Here is a 22,852-nt window from a genome sequence, read left to right as displayed (position 1 = left end):
CCCAGCGATGCACCATCTCTTGCAGGGCGTTCACATCTTCGCCCAAATCAAACTTCATTGATCCCATGAACATGAGCTTGCTCTCCATTTATTGAACACTTGTTCATTTCTTAACGTAGGCTGCGATTCGAGGCAACTGTTAAGGCAGGCCTTGTGGTTTCCCCTCTTGCGCTCTGCGCGCGAGGGGACCGGCTGGGGGACGCTGTCCCCCAGACCCCCTGGGATATTTATAGAAAGAGGAAACGGCAAAGGGCGCGCGTTTGAAGGCGGCGTCACACGGTCTGGTTTGGCGCCTGAAAGACAGCGCTCACCTCGGCCTTGATGATCCGCGCGATCAACGCGCAATCTTCAAGGCTGAATGTGAGCGGCAGGCGCATATCAACGATGCCCTTCAGAATTCTATCGCTTTTGGGCATTGGCGCGCTCGGTGCATAGCGCCAGCTATCATAGCGGCTGGTGAAGCCCTTCGGCTCGGCCCCACCAAACCATTTCAGCTCAACACCGCGCGCGGCACAGCGGGCCAGAACCTCGGCCACGGCCGCATCAGACCAATCGAGCAACAAAAACTGGATAGAGGAGCCAACATACTGCTCCTCGGGAGGTCGCTCCACGACAGTCAGCCCCGCCGTCCCGCTGATCCCGCGTTCAACAGCACGATAGCGCGCGTTCCAGGCCTCAACCTGGTTTTGAAGCCGTGCAAGCTGTGGACGCAGGAGCGCTGCGCGCAAATGATCCATGCGACCTGAGACATTGGGCATCTGGTATTTGATCTCGGCAAAGGCCTCGGGCGGCGGCGCGGCCAGATGGCGCTCAAAAAGCATATAGGAGCCAGAGAGCATAATCGCACGCGCCGCAACATCGGCATCATCAGTGATGAGCAAACCGCCCTCGCCCGAGTTCATATGCTTATAGGTCTGGGTCGAGTAGCAGCCAATGAGACCGTCTGTCCCCGACAGCCGCCCCTTCCAGCGCGCGCCCATGGTGTGGGCGCAATCTTCGATCACGCGAAGGCCCTTCTCGTCACAGAGCGCCATCAGCGCATCCATATCCGCCAGATGCCCGCGCATATGACTGAGCATCAAGACATCGGCCTGATCGGCCTTAGCGGCAAGATCTTCAAGATCAATCGTCAGCGCCTCGGTGACCCCGACAAACACCGGCACAGCGCCAACACTGGCAATCGCGCCCGGCACAGGGGCCAGCGTGAAGGCATTGGTCAAGACCCTGTCGCCCGGTGTCACCCCGAGGGCGCGCAAAGCGCAACCCATGGCATAGCCGCCCGAGGCCACAGCAAGGCAGTATTTTGCCCCCATCACAGCGGCAAACTCCTGTTCCAGCAGCGCCACCTCGCCAAGCTCGCCCTCGGCCAGATTGTAACGGTGCAAGCGCCCGCTACGCATCACAGCAAGCGCCGCTGCGATCCCCTCTTCAGGGATCGGCTCTTGCTGGGTGAAACTGCCTTTGAATATCTCGCTCATGTCGCCTTATCGCGCCTCTCTCGGGCTTGGGTCAATCACCCAATCGCTGATTTTCGTTTCCCCAAAGCCCAGATTTCAAACCCGCGAACACGCTAGCGCAGCAAAGCCCGCGCAATCGCTGGCAAATCGGCAAAATCATGCAACAAAGCGTCAGGCTCAAGCGCGGCCATATCCTCGCCCGACGGCCCGAATGTGACCAAGACAGACGGCACCCCCGCCGCGCGCGCGGTGTTGCGGTCTGTGTCGCTGTCGCCCACCAGCAAACAGCGACGAGGATGCCCGCCAGCCCGCCGCGCCGCCTCAAATAAAGGCTCGGGGTCAGGCTTGCGCACAGCCAGCGTATCCGCCCCCACAAGGCTCGCAAAACGATCGAGCGCGCCCAAGCGCCGCATCAGCTCCACAGCCAGCCCCTCGGGTTTATTGGTGCAAATCCCGACGCCAAAACCATCCGCCATCAAGGCCTCGACCGCCTCCAAAGCGCCGTCATAAAACACGGTGCGGCGGTCCAGATCGGCCCCGTAAGCCTCAAGCAATATAGGATAATACGCCTCAACCACAGCCTCATCGGGCCGTCCGAGCCGCTCAAGCCCCGCGCGCAGCATAAACTTGCCCCCGCGCAGCGCGACGCCCGCATCCGCCTGCGTGAGCACATCGCCCACCCCCATCTGGCGAAAGCAGGCATTGGCCGCAGCAAGCAGGTCGCCGCTGGTGTCCGCCAATGTGCCGTCCAGATCAAAAATTACTGTTTCCATAGGTCTGCTCCCTTTGACATATCTCGCAACAATGCTTGATATCTGCCCCCTTGTGCTCTGCTCTGTAGCGGATAAAACGGGCCAGACCCAATAAGGCAAGTAAAACCCATGAGTATCAACCTTGTAATTCTCGCCGCAGGCAAAGGCACGCGGATGAAATCAGACAGCGCCAAGGTGCTTCACAAGGTTGCGGGGGCCCCTCTTCTGATCCACGCAATGAAAGCAGGCGCCAGCCTTGAGCCGCAAAATGTGGTGGTCGTCGCAGGCCATGAGGCCGAGGCCGTGAGCAATGCTGCGCTGGCCTATGACGAAAGCGCCCAGATCGTTTTGCAAACCGAGCAAAATGGAACGGGCCACGCGGTTCTCGCCACCAAAGACGCATTGGCCGAGGCCACGGGCGATGTGCTCGTTCTCTATGGCGACACGCCCTTTATCAGCCCCGAAACACTCGAGACCATGCGCGCCGCCCGTGCGCGTTTTGATCTGGTCGTGCTCGGCTTTGAAGCGGCCGATCCCGCCCGCTATGGCCGCCTCGTGATGGACGGCACGACGCTGGAACGGATCGTTGAATTCAAAGACGCATTAGATGAAGAACGCGCCATAAGCTTCTGTAACAGCGGTCTTATCCTATGTTCTGTGGCGCATATGTTCGAGCTGCTCGCACAGGTCACAAACGACAACGCCAGCGGCGAATACTACCTCACCGATATCATTGGCCTTGCCCGCGCAGCTGGCCTCTCGGCCACAGCCGTGGCCTGCGCAGAGGCCGAAACCATGGGTGTCAACTCCCGCGCCGATCTGGCCGCAGCCGAAGCCGCCTTTCAGGCCCGCGCCCGCGCCGAGGCGCTGGAGGCGGGCGTAACACTCACAGCCCCCGAAACCGTCTTCTTTGCCTATGATACCTATGTTGGCCCAGATACAATCATCGAGCCAAACGTCATCTTCGGCCCCGAAGTCACCATCGAAAATGGCGCTCATATCCGCGCCTTCTCCCACCTTGAAGGCGCGCACGTGAGCCGCGGGGCCGTTGTCGGCCCCTATGCCCGCCTGCGCCCCGGGGCGGAGCTGTCCGAAAATGTCCATGTCGGCAATTTCGTCGAAATCAAAAACGCCACCCTCGCTGAGGGCGCAAAAGCCAATCATCTGACCTATATTGGCGATGCCACCATTGGCGAAGGCACAAACATTGGCGCAGGCACAATCACCTGCAATTATGACGGCGTCTTCAAACACCAGACCCATATCGGCGCACGCGCCTTTATCGGCTCCAACACAATGCTGATCGCGCCTGTTTCTGTGGGCGATGAAGCGATGACAGCCACAGGCGCCGTGATCAACAAGGACGTGCCCGCAGGCGCCATGGCGATCTCGCGCACCCCGCAAGACAACAAACCAAATCTGGCGCGCAAGCTCTTTGACAAACTCAGAGCCAAAAAAGCCCGCCAGCAAAACGAGGACGCGTAAGATGTGTGGTATTGTAGGTGTTTTGGGCGATCACGAAGCCGCGCCCCTTTTGGTCGAATCTCTCAAGCGTCTCGAGTATCGCGGCTATGACAGCGCAGGCATTGCCACAGTCGACAAGGGCCGCTTGGGCCGCCGTCGCGCGGTTGGCAAGCTCGTTAATCTCTCTGATAAGCTTGTGCATGAGCCGCTGACAGGCAAGGCAGGGATCGGCCACACCCGCTGGGCCACCCACGGCGCGCCCAACGAAAACAACGCCCACCCCCACAGCACCCGTCAGGTCGCCGTGGTCCACAACGGCATCATCGAGAACTACCGCGAGCTGCGCGAAGAGCTGGCCGCCAAAGGCATCGGCTATGAAACAGACACCGACACAGAGACAGTCGCCTTGCTCGCCCAAGCCTATCTGGACGAGGGCCAAAGCCCCCGCGAAGCCGCGTTGAGCACGGTCAGCCGCCTGACAGGGGCCTATGCGCTCTGCTTGCTCTTTGAGGGCGAGGAAGACCTGCTCATCGCCGCGCGCCAAGGCTCGCCTCTGGCGATCGGCTACGGCAGCGGCGAAATGTTCGTCGGCTCCGACGCCATCGCCCTTGCGCCCCTGACTGATCAGATCACCTATCTTGAGGAAGGCGATTTCGCCGTCATCAGCCGCTCTCACGTCGAAATACTTGATGCGGCCCGCCGCCCCGCCCGCCGCGAGATCCAAACTGTCGAGATCGAGACGAGCCAGATCGACAAGGGCGGTTACAAGCATTTCATGTCCAAAGAGATCGCCGAGCAGCCCCGCGTGCTCACCGAAGCGATCGGCTATTACCTCGCCCAAGACGATACCCGCATTCACCTGCCGGGAGCGGGCATAGACTTCAGCACCTTCGATCGCATGACCATGGTGGCCTGCGGCACGGGGTTTTACGCCTGCCTCACAGCCAAATACTGGTTCGAGCAGATTGCAGCCATGCCCGTCGAGGTCGATATCGCCTCTGAATTCCGCTACCGCGAACCGCCCGTCACAGAGCGCACCGCCGCGCTTTTCGTCAGCCAGTCCGGCGAAACCGCCGATACATTGGCCGCGCTGCGCTATTGTGAGGGCAAGGCCGCAAGCATCCTCTCGGTCACCAATGTTGCAACAAGTTCGATCGCGCGCGAAAGCGATCTGGCCCTGCCGATCATGGCTGGCCCCGAGATCGGCGTGGCCTCCACCAAGGCCTTCACCTGTCAGCTCACGGTGCTCTATCTGCTCGCGCTCAAGGCCGCCCACGACAGGGGCCGCCTCACCAATGAGGAGCTCGCCACGCGCCTGTCCGAATTGCGCAGCCTGCCCTCCGCCGTCAATGCGGCCCTCGCTCTTGACAAAAAGCTGGCCCATGCTGGGCTCAAGCTCTCGGAAGCCCGCGATGTGCTCTTCTTGGGCCGCGGCCTCATGTATCCCCTCGCCTTAGAGGGCGCACTTAAACTAAAAGAAATCAGCTACATACACGCCGAAGCTTATGCGTCTGGCGAGCTGAAACACGGCCCCATTGCGCTGATCGACAAGGCCATGCCCGTGGTCGTCAAAGCCCCGCGCGATGCGCTCTTTGAAAAGACCATCTCCAATATGCAGGAGGTCATGGCGCGGGACGGGAAAGTGATGCTGATCACCGACGCAGAAGGCGCTGCCGAAGCGGGCGATGAGACATGGATGACCCTCGTCATGCCGACCGTCCCCGCCGCGCTGACCCCAATTCTCTACGCCATTCCCGCGCAGCTTCTGGCCTATCACACCGCCATTGCCAAAGGCACAGATGTGGACCAGCCGCGCAACTTGGCCAAGTCGGTGACCGTCGAGTAAGCGAAAGAGCCGTAGCCTTTGGCCGCTGACTGTGCGATAGCAGCGCCAAACCGCTCTCAGGATAGGCCCGACATGACTTTAGATGACGCTCTCACAGCCCTGCGCAACGCTGCCGAAGACGGTCGCGCCGCTGGCATGGCCGACTATCACAAAGTCCCGCGCGAATATCTCGGCGTGCCCAACCCTGTGATCAACGATCTTGCCAAAGAATGGCGCGGCCCGCTCTCGATTGATGAGCGCGTCGCCCTCGCCGACCAGCTCTGGCAGACCAATATCTTTGAGGCCCGCCTCGCCGCCGCCAAGCTGCTCACGCAAGCCCGCATCAGCCCCGACCAAGCCGTCTGGGATCTGATCGTCTCATGGGTGCCCGATTTTGACAGCTGGGCCATAGCCGATCACGCCATGATGGCCGGCCAAAAGCGCCTCGTCGCTGACCCCTCGCGGATTGACGAGGTCGAAAGCTGGACAAACTCCGATGTCCACTGGACCCGCCGCGCCGCTATGGTCGTGACATTGCCCTACACCAAGCAAAATCACCCGAAGCCCGACGAGCTGGCCATTCGCAAACGCGTCCTCGGCTGGGCCGTGCGCTATGTCGAAGACCCCGAGTGGTTCATCCAGAAGTCTGTCGCATGGTGGCTGCGCGATCTGAGCAAACACGACGCGCCCCGCGTTGAGTATTTCCTCACCAATCACGCCAAGAAAATGAAGCCCTTCGCGCGCAAGGAAGCGGCCAAGTTCCTCCCCAAAGATTCCTAGACGCGCCAGCGCAACAGGCGTTTTTCGATCTGACCAATCACCGTGCTGACCACCACGCCAATCAGCGACAAGATCACAACACCCGCAAACAGCCGCTCAAGGTCATATAGCGACCCCGCCTGCAGGATATAGGCCCCGATGCCATATTCCGCGCCGAGCATTTCGGCAGCGACCAGCAGGATAATAGCAATCGCAAGGCTGACCCTGAGGCCAGACAAAATCCCTGGCATCGCGCCCGGAAGCACGATCTTGCGCACGATAGACAGCCAGCTCAGCCCAAAGCTCTGGCCCATGCGGATCAGGCTGCGGTCCACATTGTCGACCGCGCCGTAAGTCGCCACGACCGTGGGGGTAAAAGTTCCAAACGCAATGAGCGCGTATTTGCTGGCCTCATCAATGCCAAACCAGATCACAAACAAGGGCAAAAGCGCGATTTTCGGGATAGGAAAGAGTGCAGCCACCAGTGGCACAAGGCCCGCGCGCACATATGAGAAAAGCCCGATCAGAACCCCCACAGAGACGCCTATTGCAACACCGAGCGTGGCCCCCACAAGCAGCCGTGAAAGCGACGGCAAAAGATGTTTCGCCAGCATTCCGCTCTGCCACAGCTCGCCAAATGTGGCCAGAACATCTGAGGGCCGCGGCAGCGTCAGCTGCGAGATCCAGCCCGCTCGCGTGCCCCACTCGGCAATTCCAATGAGCACCAAAAAGACCACAAGCCCGACACCCCTGCGCGCCGTCGGTGCAAAGCCGCCGCCCCGAAACCTGACTTCGCGTTGTTCAGACATCGAGCAACTCCTCGTCTGCCGCGCGGGCCTCTTCACGCATCAAATCCCAAAGGTGCTTTTGCACCGCTTCAAGCTTGGCGTCGCCATAGCCCCGCTCGGCGAGTGGTGTGCCAATCTCAACAACCTCGCGCACCTGCCCAGGCCTGCGCGACAGCACAACGATTTTATGCCCCAGCCGCACCGCTTCGGCGAGGTTGTGGGTCACATAGACGGCCGTAAAAGGCTGCCGTGTCCAAAGGCTCACTAGATCGTCCATCAAAAGCTCGCGCGTCTGCGCATCCAGCGCCGAAAGCGGCTCATCCAGCAGCATGACAGCAGGCTTCACAGCCAGCGCCCGCGCAATCGCGACCCGCTGCTTCATCCCGCCCGACAGCTGGCGCGGCAACGCATCGGCAAAGTCGCTCAACCGCGTGCGCGACAGCACATCCGCGATGATGTCTTCAGCCGCAGCGCCCCCAATACCATGGTCTTCCAGCACCAGAGAAATATTACCGCGCACAGACCGCCACGGCAAAAGCGCAAAGTCCTGAAACACATAGGTCAGCGGATTGAGACAGCCCTCAGTCGCATCGCCCAGCTGCAAAACGCGGCCAGATGTCGGCTTCTCAAGCCCACCCACCAGCCGCAGTAAAGTAGACTTCCCGCAGCCCGACGGCCCGACAAGACACACAATTTCCTCGCTTGCCACCTCTAGCGAAATGTCGCGCAAAACGTCTGTATCGCCATAGGAATGGCTGATGCGCTCCAGCGATAGATCCATGCTCTAGCTATCCTTCAAATCGGCGGAAGGCCACAAAGCCCCCCACCTTTTCTATCGTGCCTCGAAGCTTAAGCTTCAAACGTCTCGACATAGCTTGTGTCCACAAGCGCCTCCATCGTGATGTCCTTGCCCACCAAGTCTTCCGCTTGGAACCAAGCCAGCTGGTCCGCAATCGACGCGGCATTGAGCTTCGCACCCTCATTCAAGCGCATCGTGCCGTTGATAATGCTCGGCGCAGCCTTCTCGCGTGGGCGGTCGGTATAGACATACTTATGAATAAGATCGACCATCGCCGCCTCGCCGTCGTCGCCGCCTGCACGGTCAATCATCGCGCTGTTATAGTCGCCTGCGCCTTTGGAATAGGCCGCAAGAAAATCACCCGTCTGGCCGCGCTCATCGCTCGCGTTGGTCGCCGAGGTAAAGACCGTGGTCACCTGATAGCTCGGCAGGTAGTCCGCGATACTGCCAATGATATGCACAGCCCCCGAGCCTGCCAGAGGCTTCGCGATATGCGGCACAATCGACCACGCATCAATCTGCCCCGACTTGAGCGCACCAATGACAGCTCCCACTTTCTGAAGCGGTATAAAGCTCATCTCGACGGCCTCTTTTTCGGCGACTTTGGAGCCCATATAGTGGAACGACGAGCCCGCCTGCGTGACACCAAACTTCTTGCCAGCCAGCATCGCAGGCGTGGTCAGCCCCGCTTGGAAAGCTGCGTCGGAGGCTAGGATTTTCTGCCCATCAATGCCCGCTTCCTCACTCAGCGCACCGCCAATCACCTTGATCGCACCCTTGTCTGCCAGCGAAATCAACCCGCCCGAAACTGCCGTGACAGCATAGTCCACATCCCCCGAAGCAATCGCCACAGCCATAGGCTGCGCCGCCTCAAAGAAACGCAGCTCCACATCAAGCCCCGCCTCGGCAAAATAGTTGCGCTCCACAGCCACAAAGCTGCCCGCATGCGACGCAAAGCGCAGCGCGCCCACAACGATTTTCTTGTTCATCGCAATCGCAGGCGCCGCAAGGCTCGCCCCCGCCGCTGCACCGAGCAACCCGAGTGTCTGGCGTCTGTTCAAACGTGTCATTTTCTCTCTCCCTATGTGTGCTTATTCTAAGGTCAGTCTTGCCCGCTCCGCGCGTCGAGTAAACAGTTATCTTGTGTATGAGTTCAAAACAGCTTCAGCTTTTTGAACACCGCATATTGCGCAATCAAAACAGCAATAATGACCCCACAAACAATGACAAAGCCGTTCGCACTTTCCGCCAGCGGCACACCGCCGACATTGATGCCCAAAAGCCCTGTGAGAAAGCCGATCGGCAGGAAAAACGCCGAAACAATCGTCAAAACAAACATCTGCGTGTTCATCTGCTCGGCGCGCGCATCCATCACCTGATCATGCACAATCTGCGCACGGTCGCGGATCGCGTCCAGCTCTTCGCTGAGACGCGTGAGACGGTCGATTGCCTCTCTGAGCTGGCTCAAAGCCTCCCGCGAGACCCAGTCAAACCCCTCAACCTCAAATGTCGTCAAAGCGTCGCGCTGTGGAAACATATAGCGCCGCAGCCCCGTCGCCACCTGCCGCACATCTGCCAGCGCGCGGCGCGTGTCGCTCAAGGTTTCGCCCTCCAACCGCTCGGCAATCTCGTCAAGCGTCTCGTTCAGCTCGGCCACAACAGGCTCTGCTCGGTCGGCAATCCGCAAGCTAAACGCCGCAATCATCTCAGCGGGCGTGCGCGGCGCGCGCCCGCCCCGCACCATCCCGACCACATCCTGAAGCGCATTCAGAGGCCGCACACCACAGCTCACAAGCTGCCCCTCCTCCACCCAAAGGCGCAGCGACACCATATCTTCAGGCTCCGCCCCAAGGTTGAGGTTGACCCCGCGCAAGACCAAGATCGCGCCGCTGCCATGCGGCGTGCAGCGCGGGCGGGTTTCTTCGGCAGTGAGCGCGGTTTTTACCGCCTCATCAAGGCCAAGCCCCTCCAGCCCGCTCAAAAGCGCATCGGGCGTGCCCTGCAAATGCCGCCAGACATAGCCCACCCCATCAGACGGCGCAGCCGCGCCCTCAAGCGCCGCTACACTGCGATCCGTGCCAATCAGAAAGCCAAAATCAGGCGTTTCGTCGCTCATACGTCGCTCCGTTTCAGTTTATAAAGACCTCAACCTCGGTCAAATCGGTCAATCCAGCCTCAATCACCCGCAACGCCGCAAGAGACATACGGCTCCCCGCCGTCGTAGGCCCGGAAAGCGGCAGCAAATCAAGCTCGACCGCCTTGCCTGTGGCCTTGTTCAGAACCCGCCCTGTCGCCGGCGCACTGACAAGCGGCGTCTTGATCCAAAGGCCCGGCTGCGCCGCATCGCCAAGCGAAGCCACAGTCCGCCCAAGCGCGCGCCCTTGCCCGCTGGCCGCCTTTTCTTCTGCCGCCACAACGGCAGCCTTTTTCTCATCCGCGCTTGTGGTGTCAAACTGCTCCACAGTCCGCGCTGTCGCGGGCGGGCGCACCGTTTCGAGCGGGCGCACAGCCTCGCGCTCCTCTGCTTGCGGTGCTGCCGTGTCAGCGCCCTGATTGCCGATCACAGCGCAACCCGCCAGCAGCAGCCCCAGAAGCCCCCCAAGACTCACACTCACAATACTCTTTTTCATGTCCTTGACGTTAGGCCCCCTCGCCCCCCTTGACCAGAGCAGAAACACCCTTGCCCCGCAGCCCACCAGCCCTTAACTGTATCTCATGAAAACGCCGCTGATTGATCCTTTCGCCCGCCCGATTTCGTATCTGCGCGTCTCCGTGACAGACCGCTGCGATTTTCGCTGCGTCTACTGTATGTCCGAGAACATGACGTTTTTGCCCAAAAAGGAGCTGCTCTCCCTTGAGGAGCTGGACAGGATGTGCAGCACATTTATCACCCTTGGCGTTGAAAAACTGCGCATCACAGGCGGCGAGCCGCTGGTGCGCAAAGGCATTATGACCTTCTTTGACGCCATGACCCGGCATCTGGAGAGCGGCGCGCTCAAAGAGCTGACCCTGACAACCAACGGCTCCCAGCTTGCCCGCTTTGCCGACGATCTTTACGCCGCAGGCGTGCGCCGCGTGAATGTCTCTCTGGATACGCTGGATGAGCAAAAGTTCGCAGAGATCACCCGCTGGGGCCGCCTGCCCCAAGTGCTCAAAGGCATCGAGGCTGCCAAAAAGGCGGGGCTGCGCGTCAAGATCAATACGGTTGCCCTGAAAGGCTTCAATGAAAGCGAGCTCTTTACCCTCGCCGAGTGGTGCAAGGCCGAGGACATGGACCTCACCTTTATCGAAGTTATGCCCATGGGCGACATCGGTAATGAAGACCGCCTTGATCAATACTGGCCCCTGAAAGATTTGCGCGCCACTTTGGCCGAACGCTATACGCTTACAGAGCTTGCCCATCGCACAGGCGGCCCCGCGCGGTACGTGCGCCTTGAGGAAACAGGCCAGCAAATCGGCTTTATCACGCCACTGACGCATAACTTCTGCGAAAGCTGCAACCGCGTCCGGCTGACCTGCACGGGCGAGTTGTTCATGTGCCTCGGTCAAGAAGACAACGCCGACCTGCGCGCCCCTCTGCGCGCCCACCCTGATGACAACGCCCCCTTGGAGGCGGCCATCCGCGCCGCCATCAAACTCAAGCCAAAGGGTCACGACTTTGACTACGACCGCCAAAGCGTCGCTGGCAAAATGACCCGCCACATGAGCCACACAGGCGGCTGAGCATGGCCCACGCCCTGCCTCTCCTGCTGCGCGTCTATAGGGCGCTCGCAACGCCCCTCGCGCCTCTCGCACATCGCCTCACCAAGACAAAGCTGACCGCTCAAGGCATTGATTTGAAAAGGCTTGGTGAGCGCCAAGGAGTGGCAACACAAGCGCGACCCAAAGGTGCGCTCATGTGGTTTCACGCTGCCAGCGTGGGCGAGAGCCTGTCCAGCCTGCGCCTGATAGAGCATCTCGCCGCCGCCGATCCTGCGCGCCATTTCCTGATCACCTCAGGCACAGCCACTTCGGCCCAGATCCTCGCCAAACGCCTGCCGCCGCGCTGCACCCATCAGTTCGCCCCGCTTGACAGCCCCATTTATGTGCGGCGCTTTCTAAACCATTGGCAGCCCGATGAAGCCGTTTTCATTGAAAGCGAACTTTGGCCCAATATGATCCTTGAAACCGATGCCCGCGGCGTCCCCCTTGCGCTTCTCAATGCCCGCATCTCCGACAAAACAGCCGCAAGCTGGTCTCGCGTGCCGCGCACCGCCCGCGCACTGCTCAGCAGTTTCCGCCTCATTCACTGTCAGGATACCCGCACAGCTCGGCATTTGCAGGCGCTCGGCGCAATCCATGCCGCCGCTGGCACAAACCTCAAGTCGCTCGCTGGCCCGCTGCCCTTTAGTGCGGCCACGCTCGCGCAGATCAAAAACAGCCTTGGCGCCCGCCCCCTCTGGCTCGCCAGCTCGACCCATCAGGGCGAAGAGGCCACAGTGCTTGCCGCCCACAAAGCCCTTCTGGCAACCCACCCCGATGTGCTGCTCATCCTCGTGCCGCGTCACCCCGAGCGCGCCGAAGAGATCAAACCCCTCATCCGCGCAGAGGGTCTTATGCTGGCCCAACGCAGTTCCCAAGAGCCGATCCACACCGAAACCCAAGTCTACCTCGCGGACACTTTGGGCGAAACGGGCCTCTGGTATGCCCTCAGTCCGCTCACCTTTCTGGGCGGTTCGCTCGTTCCCGTGGGCGGGCACAACCCCTATGAGCCGGCACATACGGCCTCGGCTCTGCTGCACGGGCCACTCTATGCCAATTTTGCACAGGGCTACGCCGCACTCCAAAAGGATGGGGCCAGCCTTGAAGTCACAACGGCCATAGATCTTGCCGACAGCCTGCACAGCTTGCTCGACAGCCCGGAAGCCTTGCAACGCCAGCGCGCTCTTGCCCGCGCCTTCGCGCAGGCTCAAAACAACGCAGTGGAAGACATCGCCACCACGCTCTGCCACGCGCTCTCGCAGGGCAAGACCCAAGACACTCAAAGCGAAAACACACAGCCATGACAGCCCAATCCCCCAGAACCGAGTTGATCGTGACCAACTTCAACAAGAATTTCACGGGGGTGTCAGCCACAGCCGCCGCCGTCCTGCGCCAGCAGATGCAGCAATATGATCTGGCCCTCGCGGGCCAGGCCTTGCCGCATGGCCCTGATCCCATAACAAAGCGCGCGGCGTTTAAACTCTCGCGCCGCGCCCCCGACGGGCGCCCCTTTGTGATCTGGCACGTTCGTCGCAACCCCGAGATGCGGGCCGCCCTCTGGGCGCGCGATGTGTTGCGGCTGCCCGTTCGGATCGTTTTTACCTCGGCAGCCCAACGCCGCCATTCGGCCTACCCCCGCTGGCTGATTTCGCGCATGGATGCCATCATCGCAACGACCGAGGCCGCTGCGACCTATGTTCCAAACGTGCGCGCCGTCGTGCCCCATGGCGTTGATACTGATGTCTTTACCCCCGCCCAAAACAGGGCCTTGGCATGGGAACGCCTCGGCTATGGCGGCAAGACTGGTATCGCCTCCATAGGCCGTGTGCGCCCCGAAAAAGGAACCGACCGCTTCGTGCAGGCGATGCTCCGCCTGCTGCCAGATCATCCAGACATGACCGCATTGGTGATCGGGCGCGCCTCAAGCGCCCACGCCACATTTCTGAACGGGCTAAAAGAGCAAACCGCCAAGGCAGGCCTGTCTGACAGGCTGCTTTTTACAGGGGAAATCCCTGCCGCCGAGATGCCAAAGCTGATGCGCGGCCTAAGTGCCGTGGTCCAGCTCCCGCGCTATGAAGGCTACGGCATGACCCCGCTCGAAGGCATGGCCAGCGGTGTGCCCTTTGTGGCAACAGATGCAGGCTCCTACCGCGCCTTCTCGCGGGACGGCCAAACAGGCACAATCGTGCCCGAAGACGCGCCAGAAGACACAGCCGACGCGCTAAATGCCCTGCTGGCCGACCCAGAGCGCCTTGTAGCGCAGGCTGAGGCGGCCCGCAAAGCTGCCGTAGAGCTCTTTTCAATCAAAGCCGAAGCTCAAGGGATCGCAAAGGTCTACGACAGTCTTTGGCAAGCTCAGGCTTGAACAGGCATCCGCTGCTCGACGATCTCGGCCCAATAGCTGCAGCCCGCAGGGATCGCTTCGTCGTTGAAGTCATATTTTGTGTTGTGCACATTGGCCGTGTCGCCATTGCCCATCAAAATATAGGCGCCGGGGCGCTCTTGAAGCATAAAGGCAAAATCCTCGCCCCCCATGACCAAAGGTGCCTCATTGCATCCGCCTGAAACACTGCCCGCCACCTCGCGCAAAAAGTCGGTCTGCGCCTCGTGGTTGTCCATCACAGGATAGTTGCGCTCGTAGTTGACCTCGGCGGTGCCGCCAAATGTCGCCGCAACGCCTTGGCATATCTCGCCAATCCGCTGCTCCGCCAAATCGCGCATCCCCGCACTCATGGTGCGCACCGTGCCCTTGAGGGTCACGCCCCCGGGGATGACGTTAAACGCCTTGGAGCTGGTCTCAAAAGAAGTCACCGACACGACAATATTCTCGACAGGGTCCGCATTGCGGCTCGCCACAGTCTGAAGCGTCAGAACCGCCTGCGCCGCCATCACAGTGGTGTCCACAGTCTCCTGCGGCTTGGCCCCATGCCCGCCACGGCCCGTAAACGCGACGGTAAAGACATCCGTCGCCGCAAAAAACGGCCCCGAGCGGATCGAAAACGCGCCCACAGGCTGACCGGGCCAGTTGTGCATCCCGTATACTTCCTGAATGCCAAAGCGCTCCATCATGCCGTCGTCACACATCTCTTTGCCGCCGCCGCCGCCTTCTTCGGCAGGCTGAAAGATCACAACAGCCGTGCCGTCAAAGTTGCGTGTCTCGGCGAGATATTTCGCCGCGCCCAGAAGCATGGCCGTGTGCCCGTCATGGCCGCAAGCGTGCATCGCGCCGGGGGTCTTGCTCGCATAGGGCAGCCCCGTTTCCTCGGGCATCGGCAGCGCATCCATATCCGCGCGCATCCCGATCACCTTGCCAGAGGTGTTCGTGCGCCCCTTGATCACCCCGACAACACCGGTCCGGCCAATCCCCGTGACGATCTCGTCACAGCCAAACTCTTTGAGCTTTTCGGCCACAATCGCGCTGGTGCGATGGGTTTCAAACAAGATTTCGGGGTGCTCGTGAAAATCACGTCGCCACGCGGTGATCTCGTCATGCAACTCGGCAAATCGGTTCTTTACAGCCATGGTCTTTCTCCCTTTTCAGTCCGCAAGCGGCATACGGCTCTCGGCCAGTTCGGCAAAGAAGCTCGCGCCCACAGGCAAGATATCGTCGTTAAAGTTATAAAGCGGATTGTGCAAATCTGCGCTGTCGCCATTGCCGATAAAGACATAGGCTCCGGGCCGCGCCAGAAGCATCTCCGAGAAGTCCTCCGCCGGCATCACAGGCTCAATCTCAAGCGGCGTCTTGCCCGTCACAGCCCGCGCCGCCGCGCCCGCATGGGCCACTGCCTCAGGCGCGTTCATGGTCGGCGGCACCCCGACAAAATATGTCAGCTCGGCACTTGCCCCGTAAGCGGCCGCCGTCTGGCTCACCAGCGCCTCCATCCGCGCGCGAATGACCTGCTGCACCTCAGGGTTCAAATAGCGCGTCGTGCCCTTGAGAAGCACCTCATCAGGGATCACATTATACGTGTCCGTGTCGCTCTTCATCCCGCAAACCGAAACGATAGCCGCCTTGAGCGGGTCCACATTGCGCGACACAACCGATTGCAACGCAATGATAATATGGCTGCTCACAAGGCTGGTATCGACCGCAATATGCGGCATCGCCCCGTGCCCGCCCTTGCCACGCACGCGGATCTCAAAAGAATCCGCCGCTGCCATCTGCGGCCCTTCCCGCATGGCAAACTGCCCCGCCTCGATCCCGGGCCAATTGTGCATCCCGTAAATCTCGTCAATCTCAAAGCGCTCCATCAGCCCGTCTTTGAGCATGGCGCGCGCCCCGCCCCCGCCCTCTTCAGCGGGCTGGAAGCACAGCACAACCGTGCCGTCAAAATTGCGGGTTTCGGCCAGATACTGCGCCGCGCCCAAAAGCATTGTCGTATGCCCGTCATGGCCGCAAGCGTGCATCGTGCCGCCTGTTTCGGAGGCATACTCAAGCGCTGTCGCCTCATGGATCGGCAGCGCATCCATATCCGCGCGAAAGCCGATGGTGCGCCCGCTGGCCTGCCCCCGCCCGCGGATCACAGCGACAACACCGGTCTTGCCAAAGCCTTCCACAACCTCGTCACAGCCAAAGCCCTTGAGCCGCTCGGCCACAAGCCCCGCTGTGCGCGTCTCTTCAAACCGCAGCTCGGGATGGGCGTGAAAATCGCGCCGCCAGACCGTCATCTCACCGCTCAAATCCGAAAATCTGTTCTTGATCGGCATCACGCCTCTCCCTTCGTGCAGGCCCTAGACATCAGGCCCAAGCTCGAGCTTGGCATAGTTGTCAAACCGCGCAAGTCGAAACCGCGTGAGGTCATGCCCGACGTCACGTCCCAGCATCATATCCGCCATGATCCGCCCGAACGCAGGCCCGATCCCGAAGCCATGGCCGCACATCCCCGTGCAAATGCTGAGGCCCTCAACGGGGGCATGGTCCACCACAGGCACAACATCAGGCATTGTGTCAATCATCCCCGCCCAACGCCGCGCCACCTTGGGCCGCCCCACCTTGGGGAACCGCGCGGCAAATTTGTCAAGCATCCGGTCAAGCGCTCTGTCGCTCGGCGCAGGGTCCAAGACCCGCATCCGCTCAAACGGCGTCTCCTCATCGAGTTGCCAGCGCCGCTTGGTCAGCAGCCCGTCGGGCCAGTCTTTCGGCGCAGGGGGGCGATAACTCATGCCAAAGTCGCCCCCGACAATAAGCTGGCGATAATGCGGCACGTGGCGCAGCGCGTCAGGCCCGACCCAGAGGTGATTGACCCCAAGCGAGGCCATCGTATAGCCGCCGTCCTTGCGACGGCGAAACGACATCGCATCTTCCCCCGCAGCTCCCTCAAAGAAAGAGGGCATCGGCGTCGTCGCGAGCACATTGGAGCGCACAGACAGCTGCGGAATATTTACCCCCTCACGGCGCAGAAAAAGCGAAGACCACGCCCCCGCGGCCACAAGCACCAGCTTGGCTTTGACCTCTCCCGCCTCAGTCACAACCCCGCTCACAGCCCCGCCTTGCCGCAAAAGCCCGCGCACAGCCACGCCCTCGCGGATCACAGCCCCGGCCCGCACAGCCGCCCGCGCAATCGCAGGCACAGCCTCAAACGGCTCCGCCACCATGTCGCTTGGCGTGTGCATCGCTCCGCCCCAAGGGTTAATCGCATCAGGCAGCATCGCGGCAACTTGTGCTGCACTCAGCATCTCTGTGCCAGCAGCCGCGCCAAAGTCGCGCGCCCAAGCCTCGTATTTCTCTAGCTGCGTTTCATTCTTAGGCAAAAAAGTAACGCCAGACCGCTTCAGCCCAAAGTCGTCCTTGCAGACAGCAGCAAGTTCTTCCCAACGCTCCTGCGCCTCGATCACAATCGGCAGTTCGGCATAGTCGCGCCCTGTCTTGCGGATCCAACCCCAGTTGCGCCCGCTCTGCTCGGCGGCCACACGGCCCTTTTCCAGCACCAAAGCCTTCAAGCCAAGCTGCGCCAGATAATAGGCCGCGCAAATCCCGATGACCCCGCCACCAATGATCACGGCGTCCGCCTCAGCGGGCAAAGCGCCCGAATGCTCGGGCGCGGCCTGCAGCCCCAAGGGAATGCCCCCTGTCATGCCGCCAGCTCCAGAAGCAAACGCTCCATAAAGCGCTGCCCCGCGTCAAACTCGGCAATGGTGATATATTCATCCGGCTGATGCGCCTGCTCGATACTCCCTGGCCCACAAATCACAGCCGAATACCCCGCCTCCTGAAACTGTCCCGCCTCGGTTCCATAGCTGACCACATGGCTCGCGTTGTCCCCCGTCAAACGGCGCACGAAAGCCTCCGCTGCGCCCGCCTCCTCGGGCTTCAGTCCGGGCACATCAAAAAACGGCGCAAGATCAATCCGCGCCGCAGGCTGCACGGCCTGCATCGCAGCCTCGACCTCGCGCACCTTAGCGGTATAGCGCGCGATCCAGTCCTCCTTGGTCTCGCTCGGAACAACCCGAAACCCCATAATAAAATGACAGTCCTTGGCGGTGATGTTATTCGCCGTGCCGCCTTCGATAGTGCCAACATGGGCGTTGGTCCAGGGCGGATCAAACATCGCCGCCAGCGGATCAGGCGTGGCCGCCATCGCCTCGGCATTGGCCTCATTGGCCCAGTCCAAGAGCTTGGCCGCCTCCATCACAGCGCTGACACCACGGTGCATGATCGAACTGTGAACCTCAAACCCGACAACATGGGTCGCGATCCCCACGCCGCCCTTATGCCCGTTCACGGCTTTCATCATCGACGGCTCGCCAATAATGGCCAGCTCCGCCTTGGGCAAAACCCCCTGCATCGCCGCAATCATCGCAGGCGCGCCGGTGCAACCGACCTCCTCGTCATAACTGAGGGCAATCTGCAAAGGCCGTCTCACCCCGCGCCGCTTGGCCTCCACCAGCGCCCAGATCGCCAGCGCGTCAAACCCCTTCATGTCACAGGTCCCGCGCCCGTAATACTTCCCGTCCCGCTCGGTGACAGTATAGGGATCCGAGCTCCAGGGCTGCCCGTCCACAGGCACAACATCCGTATGCCCCGAGAGCACAACCCCACCCGCGACCTCAGGGCCAATATGCGCAAACAAAGCACAATGCGTGCCCGCCCCGTCGCGCCAATGCCGGTGACTGACAATCCCATGCTCCGCCAGATAGCTCTCCACCCAGTCAATCAGATCGGTGTTCGGATCACGGCTCACCGTGGGAAAGCTCACCAAAGCCTCCATAATCTCAAATGCACTCAATAGGCCCATGTCTTTCTCCTGATCTGCCGCCTGATCCGCTCCACACAGCCTCCAAATGCCCCCCTGCTTCCTCTTTCCGGAAATATCCCGGGGGTGTGGGGGCAGAGCCCCCACCTAAACCTGCGTGTGGGGCAGAGCCCCCACCGGATCGCCTGCGCCAGCAGGCGAAACCGCTCTCCCGATAGCCCCTGTTAATACCCGCTGTCCGTGGTCAAAATATAATGACCCGCACCAATCTCGCGATACTCCGAGGGCGCCGCCTCATATCCCACAGGGTGGATCGGCGACGGGATCGGCTTGAAATTCAGCTCGCGCTCGTCCTTGCGATTGCGCGGATCGGCAATCGGAACCGCCTTCATCAGAGCCTGCGTGTAAGGGTGCTGCGGGTTCTCAAACACCGCCGCGCGCGGCCCCATCTCGACAATCCGCCCGAGATACATCACCCCAACATCATGGCTCACCCGCTCCACCACGGCCATATCATGGCTGATAAAGAGATAGGACAGCCCCAAGTCTGCCTGCAATTCCATCATCAGATTAAGCACCTGCGCCTGCACCGAAACGTCCAAAGCGCTCACGGCCTCATCGGCCACAATCAACTTGGGGTTCAGCGCCAAAGCCCGCGCAATCGCAACGCGCTGGCGCTGCCCGCCCGAAAGCTCATGCGGAAAGCGGCGCAAAAACGAGCGTGGCAGCTCGACACGATCAAACAGCGCCGCGATCCTGTCCTGAAGCTCCTGCCCCTTGACCACGCCATAGTTCTGCAAAGGCTCCGCCACTTGGCTCATCAGGTTCATCTGCGGATTGAGGCTCGCAAACGGATCCTGAAAAATCATCTGCATATCGAGCCGCGCGGCGCGCAGATCATGGCCGCCAAGCGCCATGATATCCTTGCCATCCAGATGCACCTGCCCCGATTGCGGCTCCACCAGCCGCAAAAGCGAGCGCCCCGCCGTGGATTTGCCACAGCCGCTCTCCCCCACGAGGCTCAGCGTGCGACCCTTGTTGATAGTAAAGGAAATATCCTCAACTGCATGAACATTGGCCACAGTGCGGCGAAAGAACCCGCCCTTGACAGGGAAGCGCGTTGTGAGGTGCTTCACCTCAAGCAAAACCTCCTCACTGCCCTTGATCGGGTCAAGGTTCTGGCCCGCGCGCCCCAGAAGTTTCATCGGCTCGGGATAGGCCTTGCCACGCATCTCGCCGAGCTTGGGAACGGCGGCCAGAAGCGCTTTCGTATAATTGTGCTGCGGGCGCTCGAAGATGTCCTCGACAGAGCCCTCCTCGACCTTCTGACCGCGAAACATCACAACAACACGGTCCGCCATCTGCGCCACCACCGCCATATCATGGGTGATAAACATAACAGCCGTGCCGGTTTCACGCTTGAGGCGGTCCATCAGCGCAAGGATCTCCGCCTGAATGGTCACATCCAGCGCCGTGGTCGGCTCATCCGCAATCAGAAGGCGCGGCTCGCAAGCCAGCGCCATCGCGATAACAACCCGCTGGCGCATCCCGCCCGACAGCTCGTGAGGATATTGCGCCAGCCGCCGCTCAGGCTCGGGAATCCGCACCTGCTTGAGCAGCTCGAGCGCCCGCGCCTCGGCCTCGGCCTTGCTCAGGCCCTTGTGCATCCTGAGGCCCTCGGTGAGCTGGCGGCCCACCGTAAAGACGGGGTTGAGCGCCGTCATCGGCTCCTGAAAAATCATGCCGATCTCGTTGCCGCGAATCGTGCGCATCAGGCTCTGGTCGGTCTGGGCGAGGTCAATCTCCTCGCCGCTGCCCCGCTTAAAGAGCAGACGTCCCCCCGCAATATCGCCGCCGCCATACTCGATCAACCGCATCAAGGAGAGCGAGGAGACAGACTTGCCCGAGCCGGATTCCCCAACGATACAAACAGTTTCGCCCGCACGTATCTCAAAGGACACATCCTCAACCCCGACAACAGGGCCGTCCTTGGTCTGAAATTCAACGCGCAGGTTTTCGATGGTCGCAAGGGGGTGATCAAGCATCAGAGAGCCATTCCTTCATAGCAGATTTCCCCACGCTACAGAGCCAAAGGTCGCGCTGTCAAACCCTGCGCAAGCACGGCACAAAGTTCCGTTAGGTTCGCAGAAGCGCTCTTTCAAAGGACTTGCATTTTTGCGAATCTCTGTGTCGTATGGTCTCCATTGTGGGGAAACGTCAGATCAACTGGCGAAGGCTGGAAGCTGGCCACCCACCCCGACAAAACCGCGACACGCGCGGCAAAAGACCAGACGCAGCGCAAGCTGCGTTCAACATGGAGAGAAACATGAAAGTCAAAACCCTTCTGCTCGGTGCAGCAGCAGCCTTTGTTATGGCCCCCGCGGCCATGGCCGAGCGCGGCTCTGACGGCCAAGTCAATGTGATCTACTGGCAAGCGCCCTCGATCATGAACCCTTACCTGTCAGGCGGCACAAAAGATGTGGAAGCCGCCTCACTGGTGATCGAACCCCTCGCCCGCTATGACGAAAACGGCGCGCTTGTGCCCTTCGTGGCCGCCGAAGTGCCCACCGTGGCCAATGGCGGCGTGAGTGCGGATCTCACCACAATCACATGGAAAATCCGCCCCGGCATTCTCTGGTCAGACGGCACGCCGGTGACGTCAAATGACGCCAAGTTTACCGCCGAATACTGCATGAACCCCGAAGGCGGCTGCGCCCAAGCGGCGTTCTTTGATGGCGTAAAAAGCCTTGAGACACCAGATGACATGACCCTTGTCATCACCTTCAACGAACCCAAGCCAAACCCCTATGGCCCGCTTGTGGGCGGCCAGTCGCCGGTGATCCAAGCGGCGCAGTTTGCCGAGTGCACAGGCGCCAAAGCGCCCGAATGCACCGAGGCCAACTTCAACCCGATCGGCACAGGCGCTTTCGTTGTTGACGAATTCAAGCCAAACGACGTGATCACGCTCTCGGCCAACCCGAACTACCGCGAAGCCGACAAGCCCAAATTTGCCAAAATGGTTCTCAAAGGCGGCGGCGATGCGGTGGCCTCGGCCCGTGCGGTGTTTGAAACAGGCGAAATGGACTACGCTTGGAACCTTCAGCTCGCGCCCGATGTAATCGCGAAGTTCGAAGAAGGCGGCAAAGGCAAAGCCGTCACAGGCTTTGGCCCGTTGGTTGAACGCCTTGAAATGAACATGACAGACCCCTCGCCCGACCTTCCCGAAGGCGAGCGTTCGACTGTTGCCCATCCACACCCGATCCTCTCGGACATCCGCGTCCGCGAAGCGCTGTCAATCTCGATTGACCGTGATCTGCTCGTTGAAGTTGGCTATGGCAAGGCGGGCAAGCCCACCTGCGATCTGGTTCCATCACCAGCAAACTATGCCTCGATGAACACATTCTGCCTGACGCAGGATATGGACCGCGCCAAAGCCCTGCTTGAAGAAGCCGGCTGGACAGACTCAGACGGCGACGGCGTGCGCGACAAAGACGGCAAGAAACTCTCGCTGCTCTATCAAACATCAACCAACGCCGTGCGTCAGGACTTCCAAGCCCTGATCAAACAGTGGTGGGAAGAAATCGGTGTTGAAACAGAACTGCGCAACCTTGACGCCTCTGTCTTCTTCGGCGGCGACCCTGGTTCGCCCGACACGTTCCAGAAGTTCTACGCAGACATCGAGATGTATGCCAACACCTTCAACGGCACAGACCCGCAGCAGTATCTTGCGGCCTACCGCTGTGGCAACGAGCCCAAGCCCTCAAGCCAGTGGCAGGGTGAAAACATCAACCGCTTCTGCGATCCGGCCTATGACGCTCTGATTGACGAGCTGGGCCGCACAGGCGACATCGCCAAGCGCGGTGAAATCGCCAAGAAGATGAACGATATGCTGACCAAAGACAGCCACACCATCGTGGGCCTTGTGCACCGCGGTCGCGTCTCGGGCCAATCCAACACATTGGGCGGCCACGTGCTCAACGTGTGGGACTCAGAGCTCTGGGATGCCGCCGAGTGGTATCGTATCGACTGATACGCCACGTGCTTTCTGGGCGTCCCGCGACTGCGGGGCGCCTG

The 22,852-nt window shown here is 60.7% G+C and carries 19 protein-coding genes; 7 read left to right on the top strand and 12 right to left on the bottom strand.

The window, feature by feature from the left end:
- Positions 1 to 272: 272 nt before the first annotated feature.
- Positions 273 to 1,478, bottom strand: a complete 1,206-nt coding sequence (locus ACTF58_RS10785) for a DegT/DnrJ/EryC1/StrS family aminotransferase (protein ID WP_438991982.1) — start codon at positions 1,476 to 1,478, stop codon at positions 273 to 275.
- Positions 1,479 to 1,570: 92 nt separating this feature from the next.
- Positions 1,571 to 2,230, bottom strand: coding sequence for an HAD-IA family hydrolase (locus ACTF58_RS10780; protein ID WP_438991981.1), 660 nt, complete (start codon positions 2,228 to 2,230; stop codon positions 1,571 to 1,573).
- A gap of 108 nt (positions 2,231 to 2,338) precedes the next feature.
- On the opposite strand from ACTF58_RS10780, the gene glmU reads away from it, so the two are divergent.
- The 3 genes from glmU to ACTF58_RS10765 all read left to right on the top strand — a co-directional run bounded on the left by glmU (position 2,339) and on the right by ACTF58_RS10765 (position 6,278).
- Positions 2,339 to 3,694, top strand: coding sequence for a bifunctional UDP-N-acetylglucosamine diphosphorylase/glucosamine-1-phosphate N-acetyltransferase GlmU (gene glmU, locus ACTF58_RS10775; protein WP_438991980.1), 1,356 nt, complete (start codon positions 2,339 to 2,341; stop codon positions 3,692 to 3,694).
- A 1-nt stretch (position 3,695) separates the two neighbouring features.
- Positions 3,696 to 5,519, top strand: coding sequence for a glutamine--fructose-6-phosphate transaminase (isomerizing) (glmS, locus tag ACTF58_RS10770; protein WP_438991979.1), 1,824 nt, complete (start codon positions 3,696 to 3,698; stop codon positions 5,517 to 5,519).
- 72 nt (positions 5,520 to 5,591) lie between these two features.
- Positions 5,592 to 6,278 (top strand): DNA alkylation repair protein, encoded by a 687-nt coding sequence (locus tag ACTF58_RS10765; RefSeq protein ID WP_438991978.1) that lies wholly within the window; start codon positions 5,592 to 5,594, stop codon positions 6,276 to 6,278.
- Here the strand turns inward: ACTF58_RS10765 and ACTF58_RS10760 are convergent.
- From ACTF58_RS10760 to ACTF58_RS10740, 5 genes are all read right to left on the bottom strand, one after another.
- Positions 6,275 to 7,066 carry an ABC transporter permease gene (locus ACTF58_RS10760; protein ID WP_438991977.1) on the bottom strand — a complete coding sequence of 264 codons (792 nt, stop codon included), beginning with the start codon at positions 7,064 to 7,066 and terminating at the stop codon, positions 6,275 to 6,277. The two genes, ACTF58_RS10765 and ACTF58_RS10760, sit on opposite strands and share 4 nt — an antisense overlap.
- On the bottom strand, positions 7,059 to 7,826 hold the full coding sequence (locus ACTF58_RS10755) for an ABC transporter ATP-binding protein (protein ID WP_438991976.1): 768 nt from the start codon (positions 7,824 to 7,826) through the stop codon (positions 7,059 to 7,061). Before ACTF58_RS10755 ends, ACTF58_RS10760 begins: the two co-directional genes overlap by 8 nt.
- Positions 7,827 to 7,894: 68 nt before the next feature.
- Entirely contained in the window at positions 7,895 to 8,914 is a 1,020-nt protein-coding gene (locus ACTF58_RS10750; RefSeq protein ID WP_438991975.1) for an ABC transporter substrate-binding protein, read from the bottom strand.
- Positions 8,915 to 8,997: 83 nt separating this feature from the next.
- Positions 8,998 to 9,960, bottom strand: coding sequence for a zinc transporter ZntB (locus ACTF58_RS10745; protein ID WP_438991974.1), 963 nt, complete (start codon positions 9,958 to 9,960; stop codon positions 8,998 to 9,000).
- 13 nt (positions 9,961 to 9,973) lie between these two features.
- Positions 9,974 to 10,474: a hypothetical protein gene (locus ACTF58_RS10740; protein ID WP_438991973.1), complete on the bottom strand. Its 501-nt coding sequence runs from the start codon at positions 10,472 to 10,474 to the stop codon at positions 9,974 to 9,976.
- 85 nt (positions 10,475 to 10,559) lie between these two features.
- Here ACTF58_RS10740 and moaA point away from each other — a divergent pair, with 85 nt between their 5' ends.
- The 3 genes from moaA to ACTF58_RS10725 are packed head-to-tail and all read left to right on the top strand — an operon-like array spanning position 10,560 to position 13,950.
- Entirely contained in the window at positions 10,560 to 11,567 is a 1,008-nt protein-coding gene (moaA, locus tag ACTF58_RS10735; protein ID WP_438991972.1) for a GTP 3',8-cyclase MoaA, read from the top strand.
- A 2-nt stretch (positions 11,568 to 11,569) separates the two neighbouring features.
- A complete protein-coding gene (locus ACTF58_RS10730) occupies positions 11,570 to 12,889 on the top strand; it encodes a 3-deoxy-D-manno-octulosonic acid transferase (RefSeq protein ID WP_438991971.1) in 1,320 nt (439 codons plus the stop codon).
- Entirely contained in the window at positions 12,886 to 13,950 is a 1,065-nt protein-coding gene (locus tag ACTF58_RS10725; RefSeq protein WP_438991970.1) for a glycosyltransferase family 4 protein, read from the top strand. Before ACTF58_RS10730 ends, ACTF58_RS10725 begins: the two co-directional genes overlap by 4 nt.
- Here the strand turns inward: ACTF58_RS10725 and ACTF58_RS10720 are convergent.
- From ACTF58_RS10720 to ACTF58_RS10700, 5 genes are all read right to left on the bottom strand, one after another.
- Entirely contained in the window at positions 13,941 to 15,107 is a 1,167-nt protein-coding gene (locus tag ACTF58_RS10720; protein WP_438991969.1) for a M20 aminoacylase family protein, read from the bottom strand. The genes ACTF58_RS10725 and ACTF58_RS10720 overlap by 10 nt on opposite strands.
- Positions 15,108 to 15,122: 15 nt before the next feature.
- Complete coding sequence (locus ACTF58_RS10715) at positions 15,123 to 16,292, bottom strand: M20 aminoacylase family protein (protein WP_438991968.1); 1,170 nt, start codon at positions 16,290 to 16,292, stop codon at positions 15,123 to 15,125.
- Positions 16,293 to 16,316: 24 nt separating this feature from the next.
- Positions 16,317 to 17,660, bottom strand: a complete 1,344-nt coding sequence (locus tag ACTF58_RS10710) for an NAD(P)/FAD-dependent oxidoreductase (RefSeq protein WP_438991967.1) — start codon at positions 17,658 to 17,660, stop codon at positions 16,317 to 16,319.
- Complete coding sequence (argE, locus tag ACTF58_RS10705; RefSeq protein ID WP_438991966.1) at positions 17,657 to 18,820, bottom strand: acetylornithine deacetylase; 1,164 nt, start codon at positions 18,818 to 18,820, stop codon at positions 17,657 to 17,659. Before argE ends, ACTF58_RS10710 begins: the two co-directional genes overlap by 4 nt.
- Before the next feature lie 182 nt (positions 18,821 to 19,002).
- Entirely contained in the window at positions 19,003 to 20,823 is a 1,821-nt protein-coding gene (locus ACTF58_RS10700; protein ID WP_438991965.1) for an ABC transporter ATP-binding protein, read from the bottom strand.
- Positions 20,824 to 21,104: 281 nt separating this feature from the next.
- On the opposite strand from ACTF58_RS10700, the gene ACTF58_RS10695 reads away from it, so the two are divergent.
- Positions 21,105 to 22,808: a peptide ABC transporter substrate-binding protein gene (locus ACTF58_RS10695; protein ID WP_438991964.1), complete on the top strand. Its 1,704-nt coding sequence runs from the start codon at positions 21,105 to 21,107 to the stop codon at positions 22,806 to 22,808.
- Positions 22,809 to 22,852: the final 44 nt, after the last annotated feature.

This window comes from Lentibacter sp., from assembly GCF_965657785.1.
Taxonomy (GTDB): Bacteria; Pseudomonadota; Alphaproteobacteria; order Rhodobacterales; family Rhodobacteraceae; genus Lentibacter.
Note: the sequence above shows the minus strand (reverse complement) of the source record. Positions and strands in the feature narration are given on the sequence as shown.